At 51.7% G+C, this 18,990-nt stretch carries 18 protein-coding genes and 1 pseudogene; 12 read left to right on the plus strand and 7 right to left on the minus strand.

Translation table 11 applies throughout. The features are described from left to right. Nucleotides 1-4: 4 nt before the first annotated feature. The 3 genes from JMI88_RS13365 to JMI88_RS13375 form a co-directional block, all read right to left on the minus strand. The gene (locus tag JMI88_RS13365) at nt 5-685 is read right to left on the minus strand and encodes a methyltransferase family protein (RefSeq protein ID WP_201362362.1); all 681 of its coding nucleotides are present in this window, start codon (nt 683-685) and stop codon (nt 5-7) included. Between the two features lie 617 nt (nt 686-1,302). Beyond that, a complete protein-coding gene (locus JMI88_RS13370; protein ID WP_201362363.1) occupies nt 1,303-1,878 on the minus strand; it encodes a ZIP family metal transporter in 576 nt (191 codons plus the stop codon). 685 nt (nt 1,879-2,563) lie between these two features. Next, the gene (locus JMI88_RS13375) at nt 2,564-2,728 is read right to left on the minus strand and encodes a ZIP family metal transporter (protein WP_201362364.1); all 165 of its coding nucleotides are present in this window, start codon (nt 2,726-2,728) and stop codon (nt 2,564-2,566) included. A 475-nt stretch (nt 2,729-3,203) separates the two neighbouring features. On the opposite strand from JMI88_RS13375, the gene JMI88_RS13380 reads away from it, so the two are divergent. Further along, entirely contained in the window at nt 3,204-4,184 is a 981-nt protein-coding gene (locus tag JMI88_RS13380; protein ID WP_201362365.1) for a M56 family metallopeptidase, read from the plus strand. Nucleotides 4,185-4,560: 376 nt separating this feature from the next. On the opposite strand, the gene JMI88_RS13385 is transcribed toward JMI88_RS13380, so the two are convergent. Beyond that, nucleotides 4,561-5,004 carry a BlaI/MecI/CopY family transcriptional regulator gene (locus JMI88_RS13385; protein ID WP_201362366.1) on the minus strand — a complete coding sequence of 148 codons (444 nt, stop codon included), beginning with the start codon at nt 5,002-5,004 and terminating at the stop codon, nt 4,561-4,563. Between the two features lie 558 nt (nt 5,005-5,562). Between JMI88_RS13385 and JMI88_RS13390 the strand changes: the two genes are divergently transcribed. Further along, nucleotides 5,563-6,231 carry a DUF305 domain-containing protein gene (locus JMI88_RS13390; RefSeq protein ID WP_201362367.1) on the plus strand — a complete coding sequence of 223 codons (669 nt, stop codon included), beginning with the start codon at nt 5,563-5,565 and terminating at the stop codon, nt 6,229-6,231. Between the two features lie 52 nt (nt 6,232-6,283). Here the strand turns inward: JMI88_RS13390 and JMI88_RS13395 are convergent, their stop codons facing one another. Then, nucleotides 6,284-7,261, minus strand: a complete 978-nt coding sequence (locus tag JMI88_RS13395; protein WP_201362368.1) for a DUF1259 domain-containing protein — start codon at nt 7,259-7,261, stop codon at nt 6,284-6,286. A gap of 201 nt (nt 7,262-7,462) precedes the next feature. On the opposite strand from JMI88_RS13395, the gene JMI88_RS13400 reads away from it, so the two are divergent. The 7 genes from JMI88_RS13400 (at nt 7,463) to JMI88_RS13430 (ending at nt 13,891) form a co-directional block, all read left to right on the plus strand. Next, nucleotides 7,463-7,912, plus strand: coding sequence for a Chromate resistance protein ChrB (locus tag JMI88_RS13400; protein ID WP_201362369.1), 450 nt, complete (start codon nt 7,463-7,465; stop codon nt 7,910-7,912). Beyond that, complete coding sequence (locus JMI88_RS13405; protein WP_201362370.1) at nt 7,909-8,331, plus strand: chromate resistance protein ChrB domain-containing protein; 423 nt, start codon at nt 7,909-7,911, stop codon at nt 8,329-8,331. Before JMI88_RS13400 ends, JMI88_RS13405 begins: the two co-directional genes overlap by 4 nt. A 43-nt stretch (nt 8,332-8,374) precedes the next feature. Then, nucleotides 8,375-9,073 (plus strand): 3-keto-alpha-glucoside-1,2-lyase-like domain-containing protein, encoded by a 699-nt coding sequence (locus JMI88_RS13410; RefSeq protein WP_201362371.1) that lies wholly within the window; start codon nt 8,375-8,377, stop codon nt 9,071-9,073. Between the two features lie 10 nt (nt 9,074-9,083). Continuing rightward, nucleotides 9,084-9,446 (plus strand): hypothetical protein, encoded by a 363-nt coding sequence (locus JMI88_RS13415; RefSeq protein ID WP_201362372.1) that lies wholly within the window; start codon nt 9,084-9,086, stop codon nt 9,444-9,446. A 16-nt stretch (nt 9,447-9,462) separates the two neighbouring features. Further along, complete coding sequence (locus JMI88_RS13420) at nt 9,463-9,924, plus strand: chromate resistance protein ChrB domain-containing protein (RefSeq protein ID WP_201362373.1); 462 nt, start codon at nt 9,463-9,465, stop codon at nt 9,922-9,924. A 55-nt stretch (nt 9,925-9,979) separates the two neighbouring features. Then, nucleotides 9,980-11,341, plus strand: coding sequence for an MFS transporter (locus JMI88_RS13425; protein WP_201362374.1), 1,362 nt, complete (start codon nt 9,980-9,982; stop codon nt 11,339-11,341). Between the two features lie 309 nt (nt 11,342-11,650). Beyond that, on the plus strand, nt 11,651-13,891 hold the full coding sequence (locus JMI88_RS13430; protein ID WP_201362375.1) for a sensor histidine kinase: 2,241 nt from the start codon (nt 11,651-11,653) through the stop codon (nt 13,889-13,891). Nucleotides 13,892-14,379: 488 nt separating this feature from the next. Here the strand turns inward: JMI88_RS13430 and JMI88_RS13435 are convergent, their stop codons facing one another. Further along, on the minus strand, nt 14,380-15,222 hold the full coding sequence (locus JMI88_RS13435; protein WP_201362376.1) for a MerR family transcriptional regulator: 843 nt from the start codon (nt 15,220-15,222) through the stop codon (nt 14,380-14,382). Nucleotides 15,223-15,625: 403 nt separating this feature from the next. Here JMI88_RS13435 and JMI88_RS13440 point away from each other — a divergent pair, with 403 nt between their 5' ends. Then, the gene (locus tag JMI88_RS13440; RefSeq protein ID WP_201362377.1) at nt 15,626-16,516 is read left to right on the plus strand and encodes a DUF2268 domain-containing putative Zn-dependent protease; all 891 of its coding nucleotides are present in this window, start codon (nt 15,626-15,628) and stop codon (nt 16,514-16,516) included. Between the two features lie 242 nt (nt 16,517-16,758). Continuing rightward, nucleotides 16,759-17,193, plus strand: a pseudogene (locus JMI88_RS13445) (GNAT family N-acetyltransferase); the annotation flags it as partial. A gap of 67 nt (nt 17,194-17,260) precedes the next feature. On the opposite strand, the gene JMI88_RS13450 reads toward JMI88_RS13445, so the two are convergent. Continuing rightward, nucleotides 17,261-17,890 carry a helix-turn-helix transcriptional regulator gene (locus tag JMI88_RS13450; RefSeq protein WP_201362379.1) on the minus strand — a complete coding sequence of 210 codons (630 nt, stop codon included), beginning with the start codon at nt 17,888-17,890 and terminating at the stop codon, nt 17,261-17,263. A gap of 190 nt (nt 17,891-18,080) precedes the next feature. Here JMI88_RS13450 and JMI88_RS13455 point away from each other — a divergent pair, with 190 nt between their 5' ends. Further along, nucleotides 18,081-18,986, plus strand: coding sequence for a Rieske (2Fe-2S) protein (locus JMI88_RS13455; protein WP_201362380.1), 906 nt, complete (start codon nt 18,081-18,083; stop codon nt 18,984-18,986). Nucleotides 18,987-18,990 lie beyond the last annotated feature (4 nt).

Consider the following 18,990-nt stretch of genomic DNA (forward strand, 5'->3'; position numbering starts at 1 on the left):
CTGCTTACCAGATATACGGGATGAAGCGATATTTGACCTGTGCCATATAGGCATCGTACCCTGGCAATTCCTCTCGCAATACACGTTCCTCCAGGATGGCTCGCACCGCCATCCCAGCGATCAGGACCAGGGCGAACAGTAAGCCGTACCACGATCCGAGCAGCAGGGGCGTTCCGAGAAAGAGGAGGAGCGCACCGGCATAGAGCGGATGGCGCACATAGTGATAGGGGCCGGTGGAGATCACCGTTTGTCCCCGTTCTTCCTGAATACGCACCGTTGGTGAGAGGAACGCGTTTTCCCGAAAGGTCAGGATCATGAGAGGAAACGAGGCTATCAGGGCAATAGTACCTATGATCTGGAGGAAAAGAGGCACGTGCGACCAGTGAAATCGCACCGCGTCCAGTGGCATCAGAATGGCCCAGGCAAGACAGAGCAGGTAGAACAAAGGCATGAGCACCCTGTCCCAGGTTTTTTGATTTGGTTGGGAGAGACTGAAACGCTCTTGCAGCAAGCCAGGGCTGGATGTGAACAGCATCCCGATGTTCACCAGAGTGTAGCCTGCTAACAGGATCAAGAAGATCCAACCAGCAGGCCACAGAAGCGTGCCTGCCGGAAGAAACAGAACCAGAGCAATAAACAGAAAGCTCATTACGGTCAATACAAGTGTTTTGATCAAAAGAGTCATAAGTCACCTCTTTCCATCAGGCTGTGGGTCACGACACAACGGTATCTCCAGACATCCATCCGCTTGAGGCACAGATCGTGCCTCTCGGTAATCGTCTCCATCAACACATCAAAGGATGGTCTGTTCAATCTGACGCATCCGCGCATTACATTCTAATAACAGGCTTTACAAAGCCTTCAGGTTTCTCATACGAGGCCGTGAACGCTTCCTGAATTGCATCAAGCTCATAATAGTGAGTGGTAAGCTCATCCAGACAGAGCTGATGGGACGTAAGAGCGCTGCCTTCATAGAGAATTCCTTTCTACTATATGATCCTGAATCCGCGTGGTCCCTCTCTACTATATTTTACAATCATTACCGTCTGCGGGTGTAAACTACAGTAAGAAACTGGCCCATGGGGCTAGAACGCGATTTTGAATGTAGACCTCTTACGATAGCCTCACACGATCATCATCCTCAATGAAGCTCTCTCTATGCAGATATAGAAAGCGCTTAAGCCATGTATAATCGGATGAACAGGCGGTGCTTTGTGTCTTTATGTTCTTCATGATCTTAAAGGCACAAAGCTCTGGCAATCTCTCCGTTTTTCCACCTCAGTTTTCACACATCAGTTAATGTTACCCAATAAGTGTGGTTACTACATAAGCAAAAACGGCACCAAGTACTGTGAGCATCAGCGTGAAGATACTGCTTTTCTCCTTATGGGCTTCAGGGAGGACGTGAGATGCACCTATATACAGGAGAAATCCGGCCAGGAAACCAAGATATAAGGGCATCTGTCCCTCGGGGATCTTGATCAATAACGTTGATGCAGCGCCAAGAATAGGAGCCACAGCGACCAGAAGGAGCAAGCGAATAGCCTGGAGCCTGGTAAGTTTGTTCAGCAAGAGCAATGTCATCGTATTGAGGCCGTCACCAATATCGTGCAGAATGACAGCGAACGCCACCAGAAATCCTAGCGTAGGACTTACCTGGAAACTGGCGCCAATTTCGATCCCTTCTAAAAAGCTATGGCCCGCAAATGCCAGTGCGGAGGCCACACCAATCACAGGATGGTGATGAGAGACAACTTCTTTACGATTTTGACGAGCATTCAGAAGAAGAAACAGCTTCTCAAGAAGATAAAAGAAGAGGAAGCCCGCGACAAGCATTGCAAAGGCGGTCACCTTCACGAAGTGGGGTATCCCTTCCATCAGCTCGTGCGCCGCATAGGCGCGTATTCGATTCTTTTCGGAGAAAGGGGAGGTTGAGAGCAAATGACCTCTGGGGCGGTGGCTTACCTGGCGGGAAACCTCAAGGGGACAATAGCATGCCACAAAGCCGGGCTTGCCTGAAGGCGTTTACGGCAAGGCCCGATTGCCCCGCGCATCATGGTGAAGCTGAATTGCCGAACCTAGCCTACCAGCGGCGGTAAGGAACGCTCGTTGTTGGAGATAGCGCCTGTTGCAACGTTCCCGAAATACACACCAGTTGAGCAGGGGTGTGAAATACACTGGGATGGATGAGACCAGTGGAACGCTCTCTTCGGGAAGCGATGGGAAATGATCCCATTTAAGGAGGCGAAAGGGCACCTAAAATGCGCTAGAACGTCGAATACGTGAGAATGCGGGATACTCCTCCCTGTGCAAGCAGAAGGAGTACAGAGCCATCGTAGTACTCGTGGAAGTTACGCCCCACCAAGGAGCGCCAGAAAGTGGCGTACAGGGGAAAGGGTGGCAGGGAGTACAGAAGAAGAGGGGATGTTGACGCGTGATGCGCCGATAAACAGTCCTCAGAGACTTCTGGAAACTGGAGAGCCCGTTGCATCGAAAGGTGCCCGGCGGGTTCGGGAAGGGGCCATCGGAAAAGGGCCGCGTTTAGCGGTACCTCGCTGGTGGCCTACTTCATAAACATTGCAGGTAAAAGATCAAAACAGACGACTCCAATCAGTACTCCTGCGGTAAATCCCATGATGAGATGCAGTTTTTCGCGGAAACGGAGCGCAAAAATGCCACCAAAGCAGGTAGAAAAGAACGTAACAAATGAAAGAAGGATCGCATTCATGTGTTTCTCCCTTACACCATTTCCTCAATTTCTCTCGAGCAAACCCCAACATGAACAAAGAGATGCACTTCCTTGTGTATACATAAGAGCAAAAATGCGTTTTTTAAGCAGCAAAAGCTATTTTCCCTAATACTATCCTACATAGTACCATCAATGATAGTAAAGCAAACATCGTTGATAGATACATAGCTGGAAAGTACCAACCATACTGCGGTCGTTGGGATAGAGATAGAGGGAAAACGCAAGCATCATAGCATTTTATCTCTGGGCAGCCAGAACAAACTCCCGGATACTTCTACTATTCTCATCTCCTATGGTAAAATATGTATAACAACAGCAAAAAAGAAAAAAATCGCGTAAGAACCACACGATGGGGAACACGACATCCCTTTTTTGTGGAACGTTTCTTTCTTACATAGCATTCATCTATGCCAGTCATCACGATAATAAGGCAGTGGGCAGAGGAGGCAGGGCAGTGCATACGTTGATTGGGGGAGCAATTTTTCTTTTGCTCATACTTGGAAGTAGCGTCACCCTCAAAAACCTGAACAATATTTCTCAGTGGTCACAACGACGCAATCTTCAACTGCTGGTTCTTGCTCTCCCCTTGCTCCCGCTAGGATTTGGCCTTTTCTGTCTGTATCATTTCTTGGAGCACCTCTGCCTTGCTGGAGATCCGCCATGGGATGAACTGCTGGAAAGTGTGCTGCCGCTCATCACCGCTGCACTGATGATAGGCGCACTTATCACAACACTGGTCCGCTTCTTTTTGATGCGTCGCTTCATTTCCCACTATCGCCAACGTGCTACTGCGGACATCCAACAGCGTGTTGATCGGCTTGTCCGGGGGCGATACACCACACCTATTCAGGTGTTTCTTCTTCCTGTTCAGCATCCAATTGCTTTTACCTGTGGTTTCTTCCGACCTATGATATTTCTTTCACCCTGGATGATCCACCATCTCGATACCCACGAGTTGGATGCAGTGTTGGCGCATGAAGTCGAACATGTGATACGGCGAGATTATGGTATCCTGTTCGTGGCCACCTTTTTACGCGATGCATTCTTGTACCTTCCGACCAGCCATATGGGCTATCATCAACTACAACAGGATAAAGAACTGGCCTGTGATGAGCAAGCCGCTTTCACTACCCGGCGTCCGTTGACTCTGGCCAGCGCATTAACCAAAGTGTGGCTGCATGGAGTGGGCGAAGAGCAGCATGTATCCACGGGACTGGCGCAATCACTGTTACCACACCATACCACCATGAAATATCGTGTCGAGCGGCTTCTTGAGGCCGCACCTCCCATTCCATCCCAGACCAGGAACTGGTACCGCTGGAACATCTGTGGGATTGGCATGCTCTTACTCATCCAGATCCTCTTCTTTTTTGTCGGGATGAAATTGATCGGCTGTGATCCTGCCATGACCATCATGCATCTCCTCCAACGATGAAGCAGTCGTCTGCAAAAGCAACACTGATAATGTATGGATGATCACACAGAAAAAGATGAATACATCAGCAGGGAGATGCTATTTTTCTGCTTAAGATGTAAGAATGTGTCTAAAGCCTATCGCCATGGGAAGCAAAGCGCCCCCGTACGGGCGGGCGCATCCACGCCCGCACCCGTTGTAATTGGTGGTGCAGAAAATGTGCATAGCACATTTTCTGCACCACCAATTACAACCATTTTGAGCACCGAAGGTGCGAATCGTCAGGAGCCGAAGGCGCGAAAAGAGGGCATTCAGACACACTCTAAAACATTGCGGAGAAGAGTCGTTAAGAAGATCAGTGAAGGTTTTTTTCTGAAAAAGAGACAGAGATCCCAGTCTACTCTGCCTCTTCCTGGCGTCGTCGACGCGCGATTTCCTCATACAATCGGCGAGCTTGTTGAGCCGCCTGGGGATCTTGGATGGCATGAATACTATCGAGCATCTCTCCAGAAAAACTGACAAAGAGATCTTCAAGAATACGCCCCACGAAGTGTGAGATAAATTCCTGCTGCGTATAATTCGGATAATACACATATGCCTGATCCTGCTTTTCCACACGCAACAGTTTTTTCTTCGCCAGACGCGTCATCGTGCTCATGACGGTTGTATACGCAATGCGCCGTCGCTCATAGAGCGCTTCAAAAATATCCCGCACAATGGTCCCTTCATGAGCGGGCCGAGCCCAGATGAGTTCCATAATTTCGGCTTCCAAATCACCCAAAACTTTGCGAATGCCAGGACGATCAGGGCGAAAGGTACTCAAATCTATCTCTGCGTCCATACTCATCTCCTTATCACAATGTCAGTGGTATCCATGCACAGGCGAAGAGGATAGCGCATTGTTCACACGACGCCATATCAATACTCTCTTCCCATGGATAGTTCTCGTCCCATACATGTGCGTATTCTACCATAGAGCGCGCGGAGAGCATAGTACAAACTCGGAATATCAACCCTTATGTTATTTCTGGCTGTTTTGTTCTTTCACAAAAGAAGCATAAACCCAATAATGGGGTGAAAGTAACAAAGGGTGTGACTGGATTATTCCGCTTTGTGGTTCAGACAGAAACATCATAATAAGCTTTTGGTACTCATTATGGGAGTACCACACAACCTGGAGATCTACTGTAACTACGCTCCTGCCCACAACGTAATGTCAGAGGATAGCATACTCAAGGTACGCCACAACTGGTACGATGTGCTTAGTACTATTGACAATAGTATACTTCCTCTCTATACTGTAGCACTGAACGAAGGCACGTCAAAATGACCCAAGGACCTGTTACGGTGTCCGTTCTACCTACGCTTGTATGCAAGTCAGAAAGAGAGAAATACACTCATGAAACGACATACCTGGGGACTGCTCATCGGGAGTCTTCTTGTCATCATCATACTTGCGTCTTGTGGCGCTCCCACTTCATCAGCCAAACAAGATCTTCCCAGTACGAAGAAACAAGACTATAGGGGATTGGTGATGGCAGCCCCGACTACAGCCCCAACGATGAAGACAGGTAGTGATCCCATGACCGATAGTCTCAAGGACCTCACAGGCAAAGCATTTGAAGTGAAGTTTATGCAAGAGATGATTGTTCATCATCAAGCTGCTGTAGATATGGCAAAATTGGTCCCGACCCATACCAAACGTCCTGAACTGAACACGCTCGCCACCAACATTATCACCGCGCAAACCAAAGAGATTGGTCAAATGACCACCTGGTTAGACCAATGGTATAAAGAAAAGCCTGTGACAGATGCGATGAGCGTGCCTGGAATGATGGATATGATGGGCGGTATGGATCAGCTCAAGGCTGCGAAAGATGCTGATTTCGACAAGCAGTTCACCACGATGATGATTCAACATCATCAGCAGGGCGTCAACATGGCCAATCTCATTCCTTCAAAAACGCAGCGGCCAGAATTAACACAGCTTGGTCAAAATATTATCAAAACACAGAGCGCAGAAATCCAGGAAATGAAAAACTGGCAGCAAGCATGGTTTAAAGCATAACATGCGTCCCTTGTTCTCGCTCAGGAGAAACAAGTCCTCCACGTGCCAGTTCCTAGCTTGCTTGAGCGCTCCTGGTTTGATCAAGGGCTGCCCGTAACCCCCGCGCCAGTTTGGCCGCCGCATCGTTAGCCCAGAAATGCAGGTAGAACAGGCGTGGGTTTTCGGTGAGCATATGGCCATGGACAGCCGTGACCTCGATGCCATGTGCCCGTAGAGCCTTTATCACCGGGTTGACCTCCTGGGCGAGCAAGACAAAATCACCTGTAATGACTGCATTTCCCAGCCCGGTTGGCTGAAAGTTGATCGCTGTCGCTGTGCCCATTGCAGGTGGAATGTCCATACCATCAACACTGATCTTTTCTGCGCGTGGGATACTGTACTGATAGATGCCAGCATTGGCCTTGCCATGATATTTCAGAATGGCATCCAGCTGCCTGGTATCGAGATCAATCGGCTGCGGTTGACTGGGGGAGGCGGGCGCGGCCAACGGCGTTTTGGTTTGCGTCAGGGCCGCATGGATTCCTCTCGCAAGCTGAGCCGGGTCCCCTTGCCCCTCAATGTGCAGATACATGATACGTGGTGTCTCACCTAACAGGTGATTGTGTAAGGCGGTTTGCTGGATGCCCTCCTGTTGAAGCCTGGTCATGACCCCGTTGGCCTCATCTTCTGTGAGCACCAGGTCTCCCATCACCATCGCGCCTGATCCCATCGGAAGAAACTCGATATGAGTTCCCAGAGCCAGGCCCGATTTAAGAGAGACAGTGCCAATCCGTACGGCGAGGTCAGTTCGTGGGAAACTATATTTGTAAACCCCTCCTGGCTGCATGGCGCCTGCCTTGCCCATGGCCTGATCAACTTGCTTCCAATTGATCGGTGGAGACGGTGTGCTTGCCGTACCTCGTACAGATGCCTGGCTCGTTGTTGCTGCTCCTGCACAGGCACTCAGGAGCAACAGAACAAGGATGCCACTACAGGTCAGCATGCTGACCATGAACCAGGGACGTCGCTGCTTTCGTTGTTTGCTCATCATTCACTCTCCCTCTCTTCGACATCAAAATCCCTTCCGCGTGAACTCGTTAGCGAGATGGCTGCTCCATCCTTGTCTTTTCGGCTGTCTCGCCATACAATGTAACCACGGTTATTATAATCCATAACGCAAGTTATGTTCCGTCGTTTTTGATCATGCATAGAGGATCCTATGCACAACTTTTCACCGCCAGGAGGCATGCTGATGAAAGCACCGCAAGCACGGACGTGGGTACTGCTCGTCTACAAGGTTCCGCGTGAACCCACCTCTCATCGTGCCTATGTCTGGCGGAAATTGAAACGGCTGGGAGCCCTGCTCGTGCATGATGCCGTGTGGGTCTTACCTGCCACGCCGTGGACGCAGGAACAGCTGCAATGGTTGGCGGTGGAGATTCTTGAGTTAGGGGGGGATGCGCATGTGTGGGTATCACATGAGTTGTTGGTAGGACAAGAGGAAGCCTTGATTCAGCAGTTTCAGCAGCGGGTGGATACGGTGTACCAGGAGATCCTGCATGCTCTGAAACAAGAGGATGTCGACCTGATCGCCCTTTCACGCAAATACCAACAAGTTAAAATGCAAGACTACTTTCAGTCAGAACAAGGGGAGCTGGTTCGCACGCAGCTCTTGTCAGCACGAGGAGGACGTGACGTATGAAGTGGGTAACCTGGGAACAGGTGGGCGTTGACCGTATGGCCTGCGCCTGGCTGATCCAGAAATACATTGATCCACAGCCCGAGTTTGTGTTCGTGCCTGTGGGAAAGACGCCGCTGCCTGAAGGAGCGGAACCTTTCGATATCCCAGGGATGCGTCTGTCCCACCATCGGGGACATTGTACGTTTTACACCATGCTCAAAGAATATGATCTAGCTGATCCCATACTGCACCGCATTGCTCGCATTGTTGATGAAGCTGATGTGGTCCAGGAGGTGATGGTAGAGCCGGTTGCGCCGGGTTTGGATCTGCTCACGCGGGGGATCCGCTTAATCAGCCCCGACGATCACATTGCCCTGGAACGCGGGCGGCTCATCTACGATGCGCTCTATGCGCAATTGGCGCGAGGCGAGCAAACGTGATGCAGAACTCGGACGCGGCGGGATTCGAGAAAGGACGGAAAACATGTGCGCTTCTGATGTTGGAAGACGGGGAAGATGGAGACACCACAGCGGGTGGATAGCTCTGCTGCTCATCGTGTTTCTGGTGGTTGAATGCGGAGCAAGCCAACCCACCACGAAATTCCAGCCGATGGGTAGAAACATTACCCCAGGGCAAACCACGCAGTGGATGTTCGATACCGATCCCGTGGGAGGACTGCCTGCGGGAGCCACCGCATTGAGCGGCACCTGGGCGGTGCGTGCGGAAACCGATGCACCCAGTCCGCCGAACGTTCTCTGCCAGACAGGGACAGCGGAGTTTCCAGCTCTCTTGCTCAGCAACAGTGTGTACACAGATAGCGTGATCACAACGCGTTTCAAACCAATCTCTGGTCAAACTGACCAGGCTGCGGGGATCATCTTTCGCATCCAGGATAAGGACAACTACTACATCTTGCGGGCAAACGCGCTGGAAGGGAATGTGAACGTGTTTATCTACCAGGCTGGACAACGGAGCCTGCTCAAAGAAGGAACGGCGAAAGTGGTCACGGGACAGTGGCAGGAGTTGCGCGGGGAGGTAAAGGGCTCACATATGCGGGGATTTTTGAATGGAACGCTGGTCGTAGAGACAACTGATACCACCTACAAAGCCGGGAAGGTCGGCTTGTGGACCAAATCCGACTCGGTAACCTGCTTTGACAATGTGCAGGTGAAAGCTGCCTAAGGAGGTGTAGATGATGTCAACATTTCCTCTCTGGCATATTGCCCTGACCGCAGGGATTGGATCTATCATGGCTCTCCTGCTGCTCGTGATCGGTCGCCGATGGTTCAAGATAGAGGCACTTTACGAGATGATCATGCTTGCCATCGTCGTTGGCTTTTCCATTTTTGTATGGCGATCAGTGGGGAATACGGCTGTGCTGAATCTTGATCTCATTCCGGCAGTCAGCCCGAACGATGTGCTCTGCCCGGTCGTGACCTACGTCTTGCTTGGGCTGTACACCACGTTCCAGGAAGATCGCGATCCACGTCGATGCGCGCAGGCGTGTGCGGTCCTGACCCTGCTGTCTTTTGCCGTCAACGTGATCACGATTTGAAAGGAGCACAGCGATCATGAAGTGGATTACGCGTGAACGAGTCAAAGTGGACCGCGTGGCCTGTCCCTGGCTCATCAAAAAGTTTGTGGATCCGGACGCCGAGTTTCTCTTTGTTCCACCAGATCAGGTGATGGAGACCGCCGCACAGGCAGGGGCGATTCCTTACGATGTGAAAGGTGTGGAACTGGGACATCATGGCAAGGAATGCTCGTTTGAGGCCATTCTCAAGACCTATACTTTGACAAACGATCTGGCCCTGGTCTTGCTCGGCAAGATCGTCAATGGCGCGGATACCGACAATACCCTCTGGAACCAACCTGAAAGCGCGGGGCTCAAGGCGATCGCTGAAGGCTTCCGGCACCTGGGCTTCAAAGACGATAACGCCCAGAATGCGGCAGAATGGATTGTCTATGATGCGCTGTATGCCTATTGTCGGGAAATGATCCGCCAGGGCAAACCCAATGGAGAGTTCAAGTAATCACGTCACTCCCATGCAACGACAACCACAGAACCAGGATGAAGAAGGAACCAGGATGAACACAGAAGATGAGGCTGCGAGAGTGGATCCCGGAACAGATCACAAGCCAGGAGAGGCAACGGGAAAACGACATCAACGAGATGCTCGGCTCATCGTCCTCATGCGTGGGCTCCGCTCATTTTCCTATGGGCTCATTGCCGTGCTGCTGAGTGTGGCACTCAGTCAGGCCGGGTTTTCTCCCGCTGAAATCGGCCTGCTGATTACTGTGTCTCTGATCGGTGACTTTGTGGGAACCTACCTGATCGCGCTCGTGGCGGATCGCTGGGGACGGCGCCGAACGCTATCCATCCTGGCTCTCCTTATGGCCGCAACCGGCCTGATTTTCGGATTAGTCAATCTCTACGCGATCCTCCTTGCTGCTGCGTTTTTCGGGACCCTTGGAACCTCTGCATCCGAAACGGCTCCTTTTCTGCCCATTGAACAGGCAATGTTACCCCAGACCTGCGCGCCCAGGCAGCGTACTGCCCTCTTTGCCCACTACAACCTGGTCGCAACGTTTGCCGGAGCCCTGGGGGCGCTCGCTGCAGGCCTACCTGATCTGCTGACGCACGTAGCCATACCATCAGCGACAGGTATTCGTCTCTGCTTTGGAATCTATGCGCTGGCGGCACTCATCGTAGCCATGTTTGCTTCCCGGCTCTCAGTGGTGGTCGAGGCTCCACAACGAGCCATCGTCCAAAAGGAAACTATGTGGCAACACGTGCTCCCCCAGCTTGGACAGCAGCGCAGGCGTGTCTTCCTGCTCTCTGGACTCTTCAGCATTGATGCGCTCTCCGGTGGATTAGTGGTCCAGAGTTTGTTCGTGTTGTTCTTTCACCTGCGCTTCGGCGTCCCGCTCTCGCTGCTGGCAGTACTCTTCTTTGCAGCCAATCTCTTCTCCGCCCTCTCATTTCTGGCAGCCGCCCCACTCGCACGGCGGATCGGGTTACTCAATACGATGGTGTTCACCCATCTACCATCAAATCTGTTGTTGGCCCTGGTTGCACTCATGCCAACCTTCCCGCTGGCCGCCACCCTGTTACTGCTCCGGCAAATGCTCTCACAGATGGATGTCCCTACCCGTCAAGCCTATACCATGGCCCTGGTGGCTCCAGAAGCACGCACGGCAACGGCGAGTGTCACCTCTTTAGCACGCAGTGGTGGCTCCGCAATCAGCCCGGTGGTGTCTGGCCTGCTCTTGCAGGGGCCCGGATTGGCATTGGGTCTTCCCCTCATGCTGGCTGGGGCGATCAAAATTGGGTATGATCTCTCACTGTGGGCCATTTTCCGTCATGTGCCAGTAGAAGACACGCAAGAAGCATCCATCGATCCCACCGCACACATGGATGCTTCTTCAAAGAAAAAAGGCAACGCGTGAGGAATACATTCATCGGCACATCAATTTGTAGCAACGTAGTGTTGCACTTTTTAAGCAGGCGCTACCATAGTAGAGTTAGGTGTAGACAAAAGCAGGTGGCAACTGCTGTGTTTGATCTCCTTCTATCCTGCATGATACTCTGAAAGAGAGAACAATTAGCAGGAAACGACGCTGCTTCTCGGGGCATTCCTTAAGCACGGGCATTCAGAACCAGGAAACTTTTTCGTTTCATCCTGAGATCACCCTCTCCTGTAAAGTTTAATAAGCGTTATCAGATCTGAACCTGTTTTTTCACAGAGAAGAAAACCTATGGATGCAAAGCTTCACCATCCTCTTGCGCAACAAACCGATGATCTGAAGGCCTCGCCAGCACGGTTGCGTGCACTCACCCAGGAGATGTTCGATGTCTTTTGGATGCTGACCACAACAGGAGAGCTGCAATCAACGGATACTCGCTGGCATGCCTTTCCAGAACTACAAGACCATCAGGGCAGGAGATGGCTTGCAACCTTTCATCCGCTCGATCATCAACGAGTGAATGAAACATTCACAGAAAGCGTGACTAGCGGACAACCCCATGAACTGACATGCCGTCTTCTTCAGAGCGATCACACCTATACCCTGACTCGCCTGCGCTTTATCCCGGTGCACGATGCCTCTGGCACGCTCGATGAAATCCTTGCCTGCGGTACGCATCTTCATCAACAGGAACAAGCGAAAGACATGGGTGAGGCAGAGGTGCAGCTTGCTCTCCAGGCTTCTGGCGTCGGCACCTGGAACTGGAATCTTCTCACTGGTGAGTTAGTCTGGGACGACCAGAAACGGGCCCTCTTTGGCCTCCTACCCGGGACACCCATCAGCTATGAGTGTTTTCTGGGCGCATTACACCCTGATGATCGTGAGCTTACGCACCAGATCAATATGCAGGCACTCGCTGAGCAACAAGAATATAAGAAGGATTATCGGGTCATCTGGCCTGATGGGAGCGTGCACTGGCTGACCGACCGAGCACGCATCAGCCGCGATGAGACCGGAAAGCCAATCCAGGTCATCGGTGCAACCATCGATATTACTGAACGGAAACAGCGAGAAGCACAGCTTCAACAAGCCAACAACCAGGTGAACACCATTCTCGACAGCATCACTGATGCGTTTCTCTCCCTCGATGCACAGTGGCGCTACCGCTATGTGAATCGACGTTTAGAAACGTACCTTGGGATGACGCAAGAAGAGGTGCTGGGGAAATGCATGTGGGAAGTCGTCCCGGCACTCCTTGGTACCCCATTTGAAGACCACTACCGTGCAGCGATGCAGAGCGGACACACAACGCATTTCGAGGCCTTCCATCCCGCGTGCGGGAACTGGTTCGAGGTCCATGTTTACCCTCAACTAGATGGGCTCTCCATCTACATGCACGACATCAGCGAGCGCAAACAAGCGGAAGAAGCGCTGCGCGAGAGCGAAGCCCGCTTCCAGCGGCTGCGCGAATCGAATATTATCGGCATGATCACCACCGATGAACAGGGAAACGTCCTCGAAGCCAACGACGCCTTTCTTGCGCTGCTGGGCTACACACGAGCAGAACTCGAGGCGGAGCAGATCACGTGGAGCACCATCACATCTCAGCAGACACAGCAACGAGACGGTGAGGCCTTCGAGGAAGCCCTGCAAACCGGGGTTGCACGTCCCTATGAAAAAGAATATGTGGCCAAAGATGGGAGGCGCATCCCGGTACTCATTGGTCGTGCTCTCTTCCGCCGGGAAGGAGTGCCACCACGATTTCTGTGCTTCGTGCTCGATCTGACCGCGCGGAAAGAAATGGAACGACAAAAAGATATTTTTCTGGGGATCACCGGACATGAACTACGGACCCCACTGGCCGCCCTGAAAGGCACGCTGCAATTGATCAGCCGACGTCTCAATCGGTTCATCAAGCGAACAGATCAAGTCACGCCCGAAACGACCTCTTTTTTGGCAGACATCCAGGAACACCTGCTTGAAGGGGTGCGGCAAGTTGATATCCAAACCCGTTTAGTGAATGATCTCCTCGACATTTCACGCATCACCACCGGCACGCTCACACTGTCACTCCGACGCTGCAACCTGGTTTCCATTGTCCGTGAAACCATAGAGGATCTCCGGATCGTCGCCCCTCATCGGCAACTCTTGTTCGAAACACCAGAGAACGCGTCAGTCACAATCATGGTCGATCCCACTCGAATTCAACAGGTCGTCACGAATTATCTGGCCAATGCCCTGCGCTATTCGCCTGCAGATCAACCAATTAGCGCAGGAGTACGTGTGCAAAACCACATGGCCCACGTCTGGGTACGAGATCATGGGCCCGGCCTGTCGAAAGAAGCCCAAAAGAAAATCTGGCAACGCTTTCACCAGATCAAGGAGGTTCCCATACAAAGCGGCTCAGAGAAAGGATTGGGGCTGGGTCTCTATCTGTGTCAAACCCTCATTGAACAACACCACGGAACGGTAGATGTTGAGAGTGCTCCTGGAAAAGGAGCCACATTCTGGTTCCGTCTTCCCTTAGCTTAGGAAGCCTTTGGAGACTGTTTTCTCCCTGCATGCATGTGCCTATGCACAGCATCGCCTGATTCTGTTTCAACCCAGTAGTTCAATCTAATTGATTTGACTTATCTTCCAGCAACAAGTGTTCACTATTTTGAGCGGTTTTTCGGTTTCATAATCATTGAAAGAAGAACTCGATCAGACCAGTGTAACAAGCATACCGCTTATGATACTCAATCGTTAGCACAAAAGAAAGTGGGAGAATTGATTGAAATCAACATTCCCGAACGGCGGCTCGCTATTGTGGGCGTGAAAGGTCAGCACCTTCCCGAAGATCAAATACAAAGCATTCTTGCAGATCGGCACCGTCACTGGACGCCACCGGAGCCACGCCACAGCCACGGCATATCGGCCAGTGAAGCTTGTTAGTTGTCAACAGGCTTCACTCATTTCTCGCGTTGATACCATATAACAAAAGTTATATGGTACTACGGTGCCCAACTGTCAGAATGACGCTAGTTCTGCGAACACTGCATCCCATTGCTGCGCTTGTAGTACACCAGCGCTTTCTGCAGAAACGCTTTTTCCTCCTTACTAAAGTGATACATTGGGAACGGCTTCTCCTCCAGGGGAAGCTCCTCATAGTTCTTCCACCATTGTTTCACACCTGCCTCGACATCCGCATCACCCCGAGTCAATTGCTTGATCAGTTCACTGTGCTGCTTCGCCAGAGCCTGGCCTTCCACACTGGTTGGATCTTTCCTCTCCGCAACCAGCCTCCTCAGTTCCGCGAACACTGCATCCCATTGCTGACTTGCACGTTGCTGATCCTCCTCGGTCCAGTTCTCTCCCCATACTGCCAGTTTCTGCGCTGTTTCAGGGCTGTACGATTTCTGAGAGATTTCAGCCAACTTCTGTTGTTGTTCCTCAGTGAGATATTTCTTCACCCACGCTTTATCCTGTTCCGTATGCATCACCTGGATCACATCGATAAGAATTGATTCCCAATCTCTCTGGTTCCTTTTTAACAATCCTTCAGCTTTCTCGATGACCCGAAGGACCGCATCCAGTTGGTTGCGCTTCTCCCGCAGCATCGCCTTCTGCATCACCAGTGCCTTTTGTAAATGTTCTGGATTCTTTTGCAGACACACTTTGATCTCTTGGAGAGAGAAACCCAGAAGTTTCAACGCTAGAATCTGCTGCAAACTCCACAGATCCTCATCTGAGTACAGTCGGTGTCCTGCCTCGGTATACTCAGAGGGGGAGAGCAGACCCACTTTGTCATAAAAACGTAAGGTCCGTGCTGTTACTGCAGCCTTCTGCGCAAATTGACTGGTCGTATAGTGTTTGCGATCCACGCGTTTTCTCCTTTCATTCGAAAGTATACGGTATGACGTAGCGTCATACGCAATTCTCTGGACGGCCAGTAGGATCATTGGGTGAGCATTGCATGTGGAGATGGATGAGCCATCGCGCCATTGCCAGACATCGTTTCCCCATCCCGAAAGCCCTGCTCACAGACAGAGAGAAGTCGAACCCACAAAGCGTGAAATGGGCTTGCATATGACGTTACGTCATGGGTTAGACTCTTCCCAGTAACTCTTATCGCTGGTTTGTTGACTCGGAAAATCGCACGCAATTGCGAGTGAACATCCTGAACAATATGAGTTCAGTTGACTACTTTTTGATGGGCTTAAAATGAGCCAGAATCTGGAGTCAACAAACCAGCGTTATGTCGCGAAAGCTCGAAAGGAATACCAGATGAAATTGCAGATCATAGATGTCGAGTCTATCTATCGGCGTTTGCTTAACAGTGCCAGCGCGCAGGAACGCGAGGCCATGTATCGACAGGAACTGCTGGCCCCCTTTGAAGGCATGATGCGTATTTATGGCGGGGGCGACGATCCCCTGGCTTGGGCGAAAATGTGGACCCTCTATACGCCAGAAGATTTCGACGGCGAGCAGCGTCCCATCATAGAAGAGATGGTCAGGCGTTTGACCGATGATGGGGCATGGCAGAGGCCCGCGGCTGCACTTGAACAAGGCGTGGCTGCATTCGCCCCCTACGCTGATCGCATTGCGCTGGACAACATCAGCTGTGCTGTCGTTCTCACGAAGCATAATAGCAATATGCCCGGTCGAGGCTATGCGGGATTTGGCTGTCCAGGCTTCCTTATGGTCACGCTCAGCCTGATCGACGAATATACGCTGCCCCGCGTAGGGCCTGCATTGGCTCATGAGCTCAACCACAATGTTCGTTTCAAGCTCTTCCCCTTTCATCCTATGAGCATCACGCTCGCCGATTACATCATCGCAGAAGGACTGGCAGAATCTTTTGCCGCCGAACTCTTTGGTGAGGAACTGGTCGGCTACTTTGTCACCGATTTCAACGAGGAGGAACTGGTCACAGCCCGGCACGTGATCAGTGGAGTGCTCGATGTGAGCGGATTCAATGCTGTGCGTGGCTATATCTTTGGCGATACGATTGCCGCCTCTTCGGGGTTGCCAAAGGTTGGAGTACCCGATTTCGCAGGATACGCCATTGGCTATCACGTCGTCCAGCACTATCTTCAGCGCACAGGTCAATCCGTCGTTGATGCCACCTTCCTCCCCTCACAAGAGATTATTGCGGAGTCCGGTTTTTTCGAGTAGAAAGCGAGAAGGGCGCAGATTGAAGAAACAGGGAGGACACCTGAAGGACTCGGGATGACCAGGCATTTTCTGTCCATTGACCAAAAGGAAGATTAATCACTTGAGTATGAATGGACCCGACTACAATGGGCATTGTAATCGGGTCCATTCATACTCAAGGGTCGTGGTGTCAACTCAGCGAACTCATTGGCCTTCTATCAGTTATATGGTACGTCGTATTCTTTCGTCAAAAAAACACTGAGTTGAATGATCCTGCGTGGTTGCAGTTTATTGGCGACTTCGGGGTGAGGACACTTGAGGATGCTCGTGTCTATCTTTTAGAAAGTACCCTTGCTATGTATGCCCGCATGGGCTTTGGTCTCTATCTGACCGAGTTGAAGGAGAGCGCGGTCCCAATTGGAGTGTGTGGGCTGATCAAACGGGACTTTTTAGAGGATGTAGATATTGGTTTTGCTTTTTTGCCAGACTTCAGGAAACAAGGATATGCTTATGAGGCAGCTGCGGCTATCCTGGCGTATGGGAAAGAAACGTTCGGCCTCAAGCGTATTGTGGCGATTACCTCTCTCGATAATCAAGCCTCGGGACGGTTGCTGGAAAAGTTGGGGTTGCACTTTGAGCGTGTCATTTCGTTTCCCCCTGATGGTGAAGATGTCAAGTTGTTCGCAGCTCATCTCTAAGGGAGCCAGGACATCGTGGGAAATTGCAACTGAGGCAAAAATAAACATACATTTTCCAGATTGAAGATTAGATTTTTGCTGTGGTAAATCGGCAGCGCGCAACCCCGCTCTGTTCGCACTGCTCAGCAACTGGCATGCAAATAAGTTCGGTGAGCAGCGCTTGCGCCAGTTTGCAAACCTCTGGGTGGTTGGGAACAATGGCGGCCAGGGGACAACTGTATCCCTGGATGATGTAGCTTTCATCATCCTCTTCAAGTTCTGCTAACCCACCCAACTCATTCAGAAGAGCAACTGCATCTTGTAGCCGCGCGCGCAGCTCGCCCGGAGCAATATTCCACTGCGTGGCGAGACGCCGCCCTGTCTCCTGCATGACTTCTTCCACCTTCTCGGTGGGCATGCAAGATGAGAGAACAGCCAACAACTGTTGCAGCACCGACGCGTACGCTTTTGGAAAAAGCTGCTCGGCCTCAGAGGTCAAAGCATACACCAGCGCGGGCTTGCCGCTGCCACGACGTGCACCAGACTGGCGCACCAGGCCATCGCGTTCAAGCGTCGCTAGATGCGCGCGTACCGCGTTATCCGTCAGGTCGAGGTCCTGAGCAAGTTCATCGACCGTATGACTGGAGCGACGGAGTAGCAGAACGATGCGTCCGCGGGTGCTCGCAAAAAAGTGGTGATTCAAGGGCAAAATGGACATCTTTTCCTCCTCTGCAACTTCTATTATATCAGGAGCAGCCTATCTTAGTCAAGAAAGTCAAATAAATCATTGACTTTCTTGACTAACCATGGTATAAAAACAGAGAAAAGGCATATCTCTTTGAATTGTGTGTGTAAACTGAGTCGTGCAAAGAAGAAATGATGTAACCACTACAGAAGGAGAAGAAACCATGTCCGATACACCTCAACCGTTGTCCGAAACTCCAGCCACTTCAGCGCCTCCTCCTTTCGCGGAGCGCTTCAGTGATGGTCTCCAGAGCATCCTACAAAAAATGCTCGGCACACAACGCCAATCGCCAAGGCGGATAAAAAGTTTTCTCAATGGTACCTGGCTGGGACATCCTTTGCACCCGGTTCTTACCGATGTGCCGATTGCTGCCTGGGCATTAACTGCTGTTTTCGATATCATCTGGCTCATCTCTCATGCCACCTGGGCGGCCTCTGGAGCTTTCGTCACTCTCATCGTGGGCTTGCTTGCTGCCCTGGCGGCGGCGGTTACTGGCCTGACCGATTGGAGCGATACCTATGGCACAGAGCGACGTATAGGTCTCAACCATGCCCTTTTTAATGTCCTCGCACTGCTTCTCTATCTTCTCTCCTTTGTACTCCGTCTTCTCGCAGGTCCAGGCGATACAATTGCTGCGACGATCCTGGGTTTGCTGGGCCTGGTAAGCGTTTTCTACGCGGGCTATCTAGGAGGCGAGATGGTTTTTAGCAAGGGCACCGGTGTCAACCATACGGCATGGGAAGCGGGGGGAGAGGACTACGAAGTTGTCATGGCAGCGGCTGATGTGCAGGAGCAAACCTTGTACCGGGTCACTGTTGCTGGAGTTCCGGTGGTCCTGCTGCGGCAGGGTGAGCGATACTCCGCCATTTCTGCGACCTGTCCACACGCTGGAGGTCCCCTGGACGAGGGAACACTCGTTGGCAATACGGTCGAGTGTCCCTGGCATGGCTCGCGCTTCTGCATGTCGGATGGACGTGTGCTGACAGGGCCCGCCGTCGTCAATGCGCCACGTTACGATGTGCGTGTCACAAATGGGCAGGTTGCGCTCAAACGCCTTGAGGAGCACTAAGGAA

The organism is Dictyobacter formicarum, assembly GCF_016587435.1.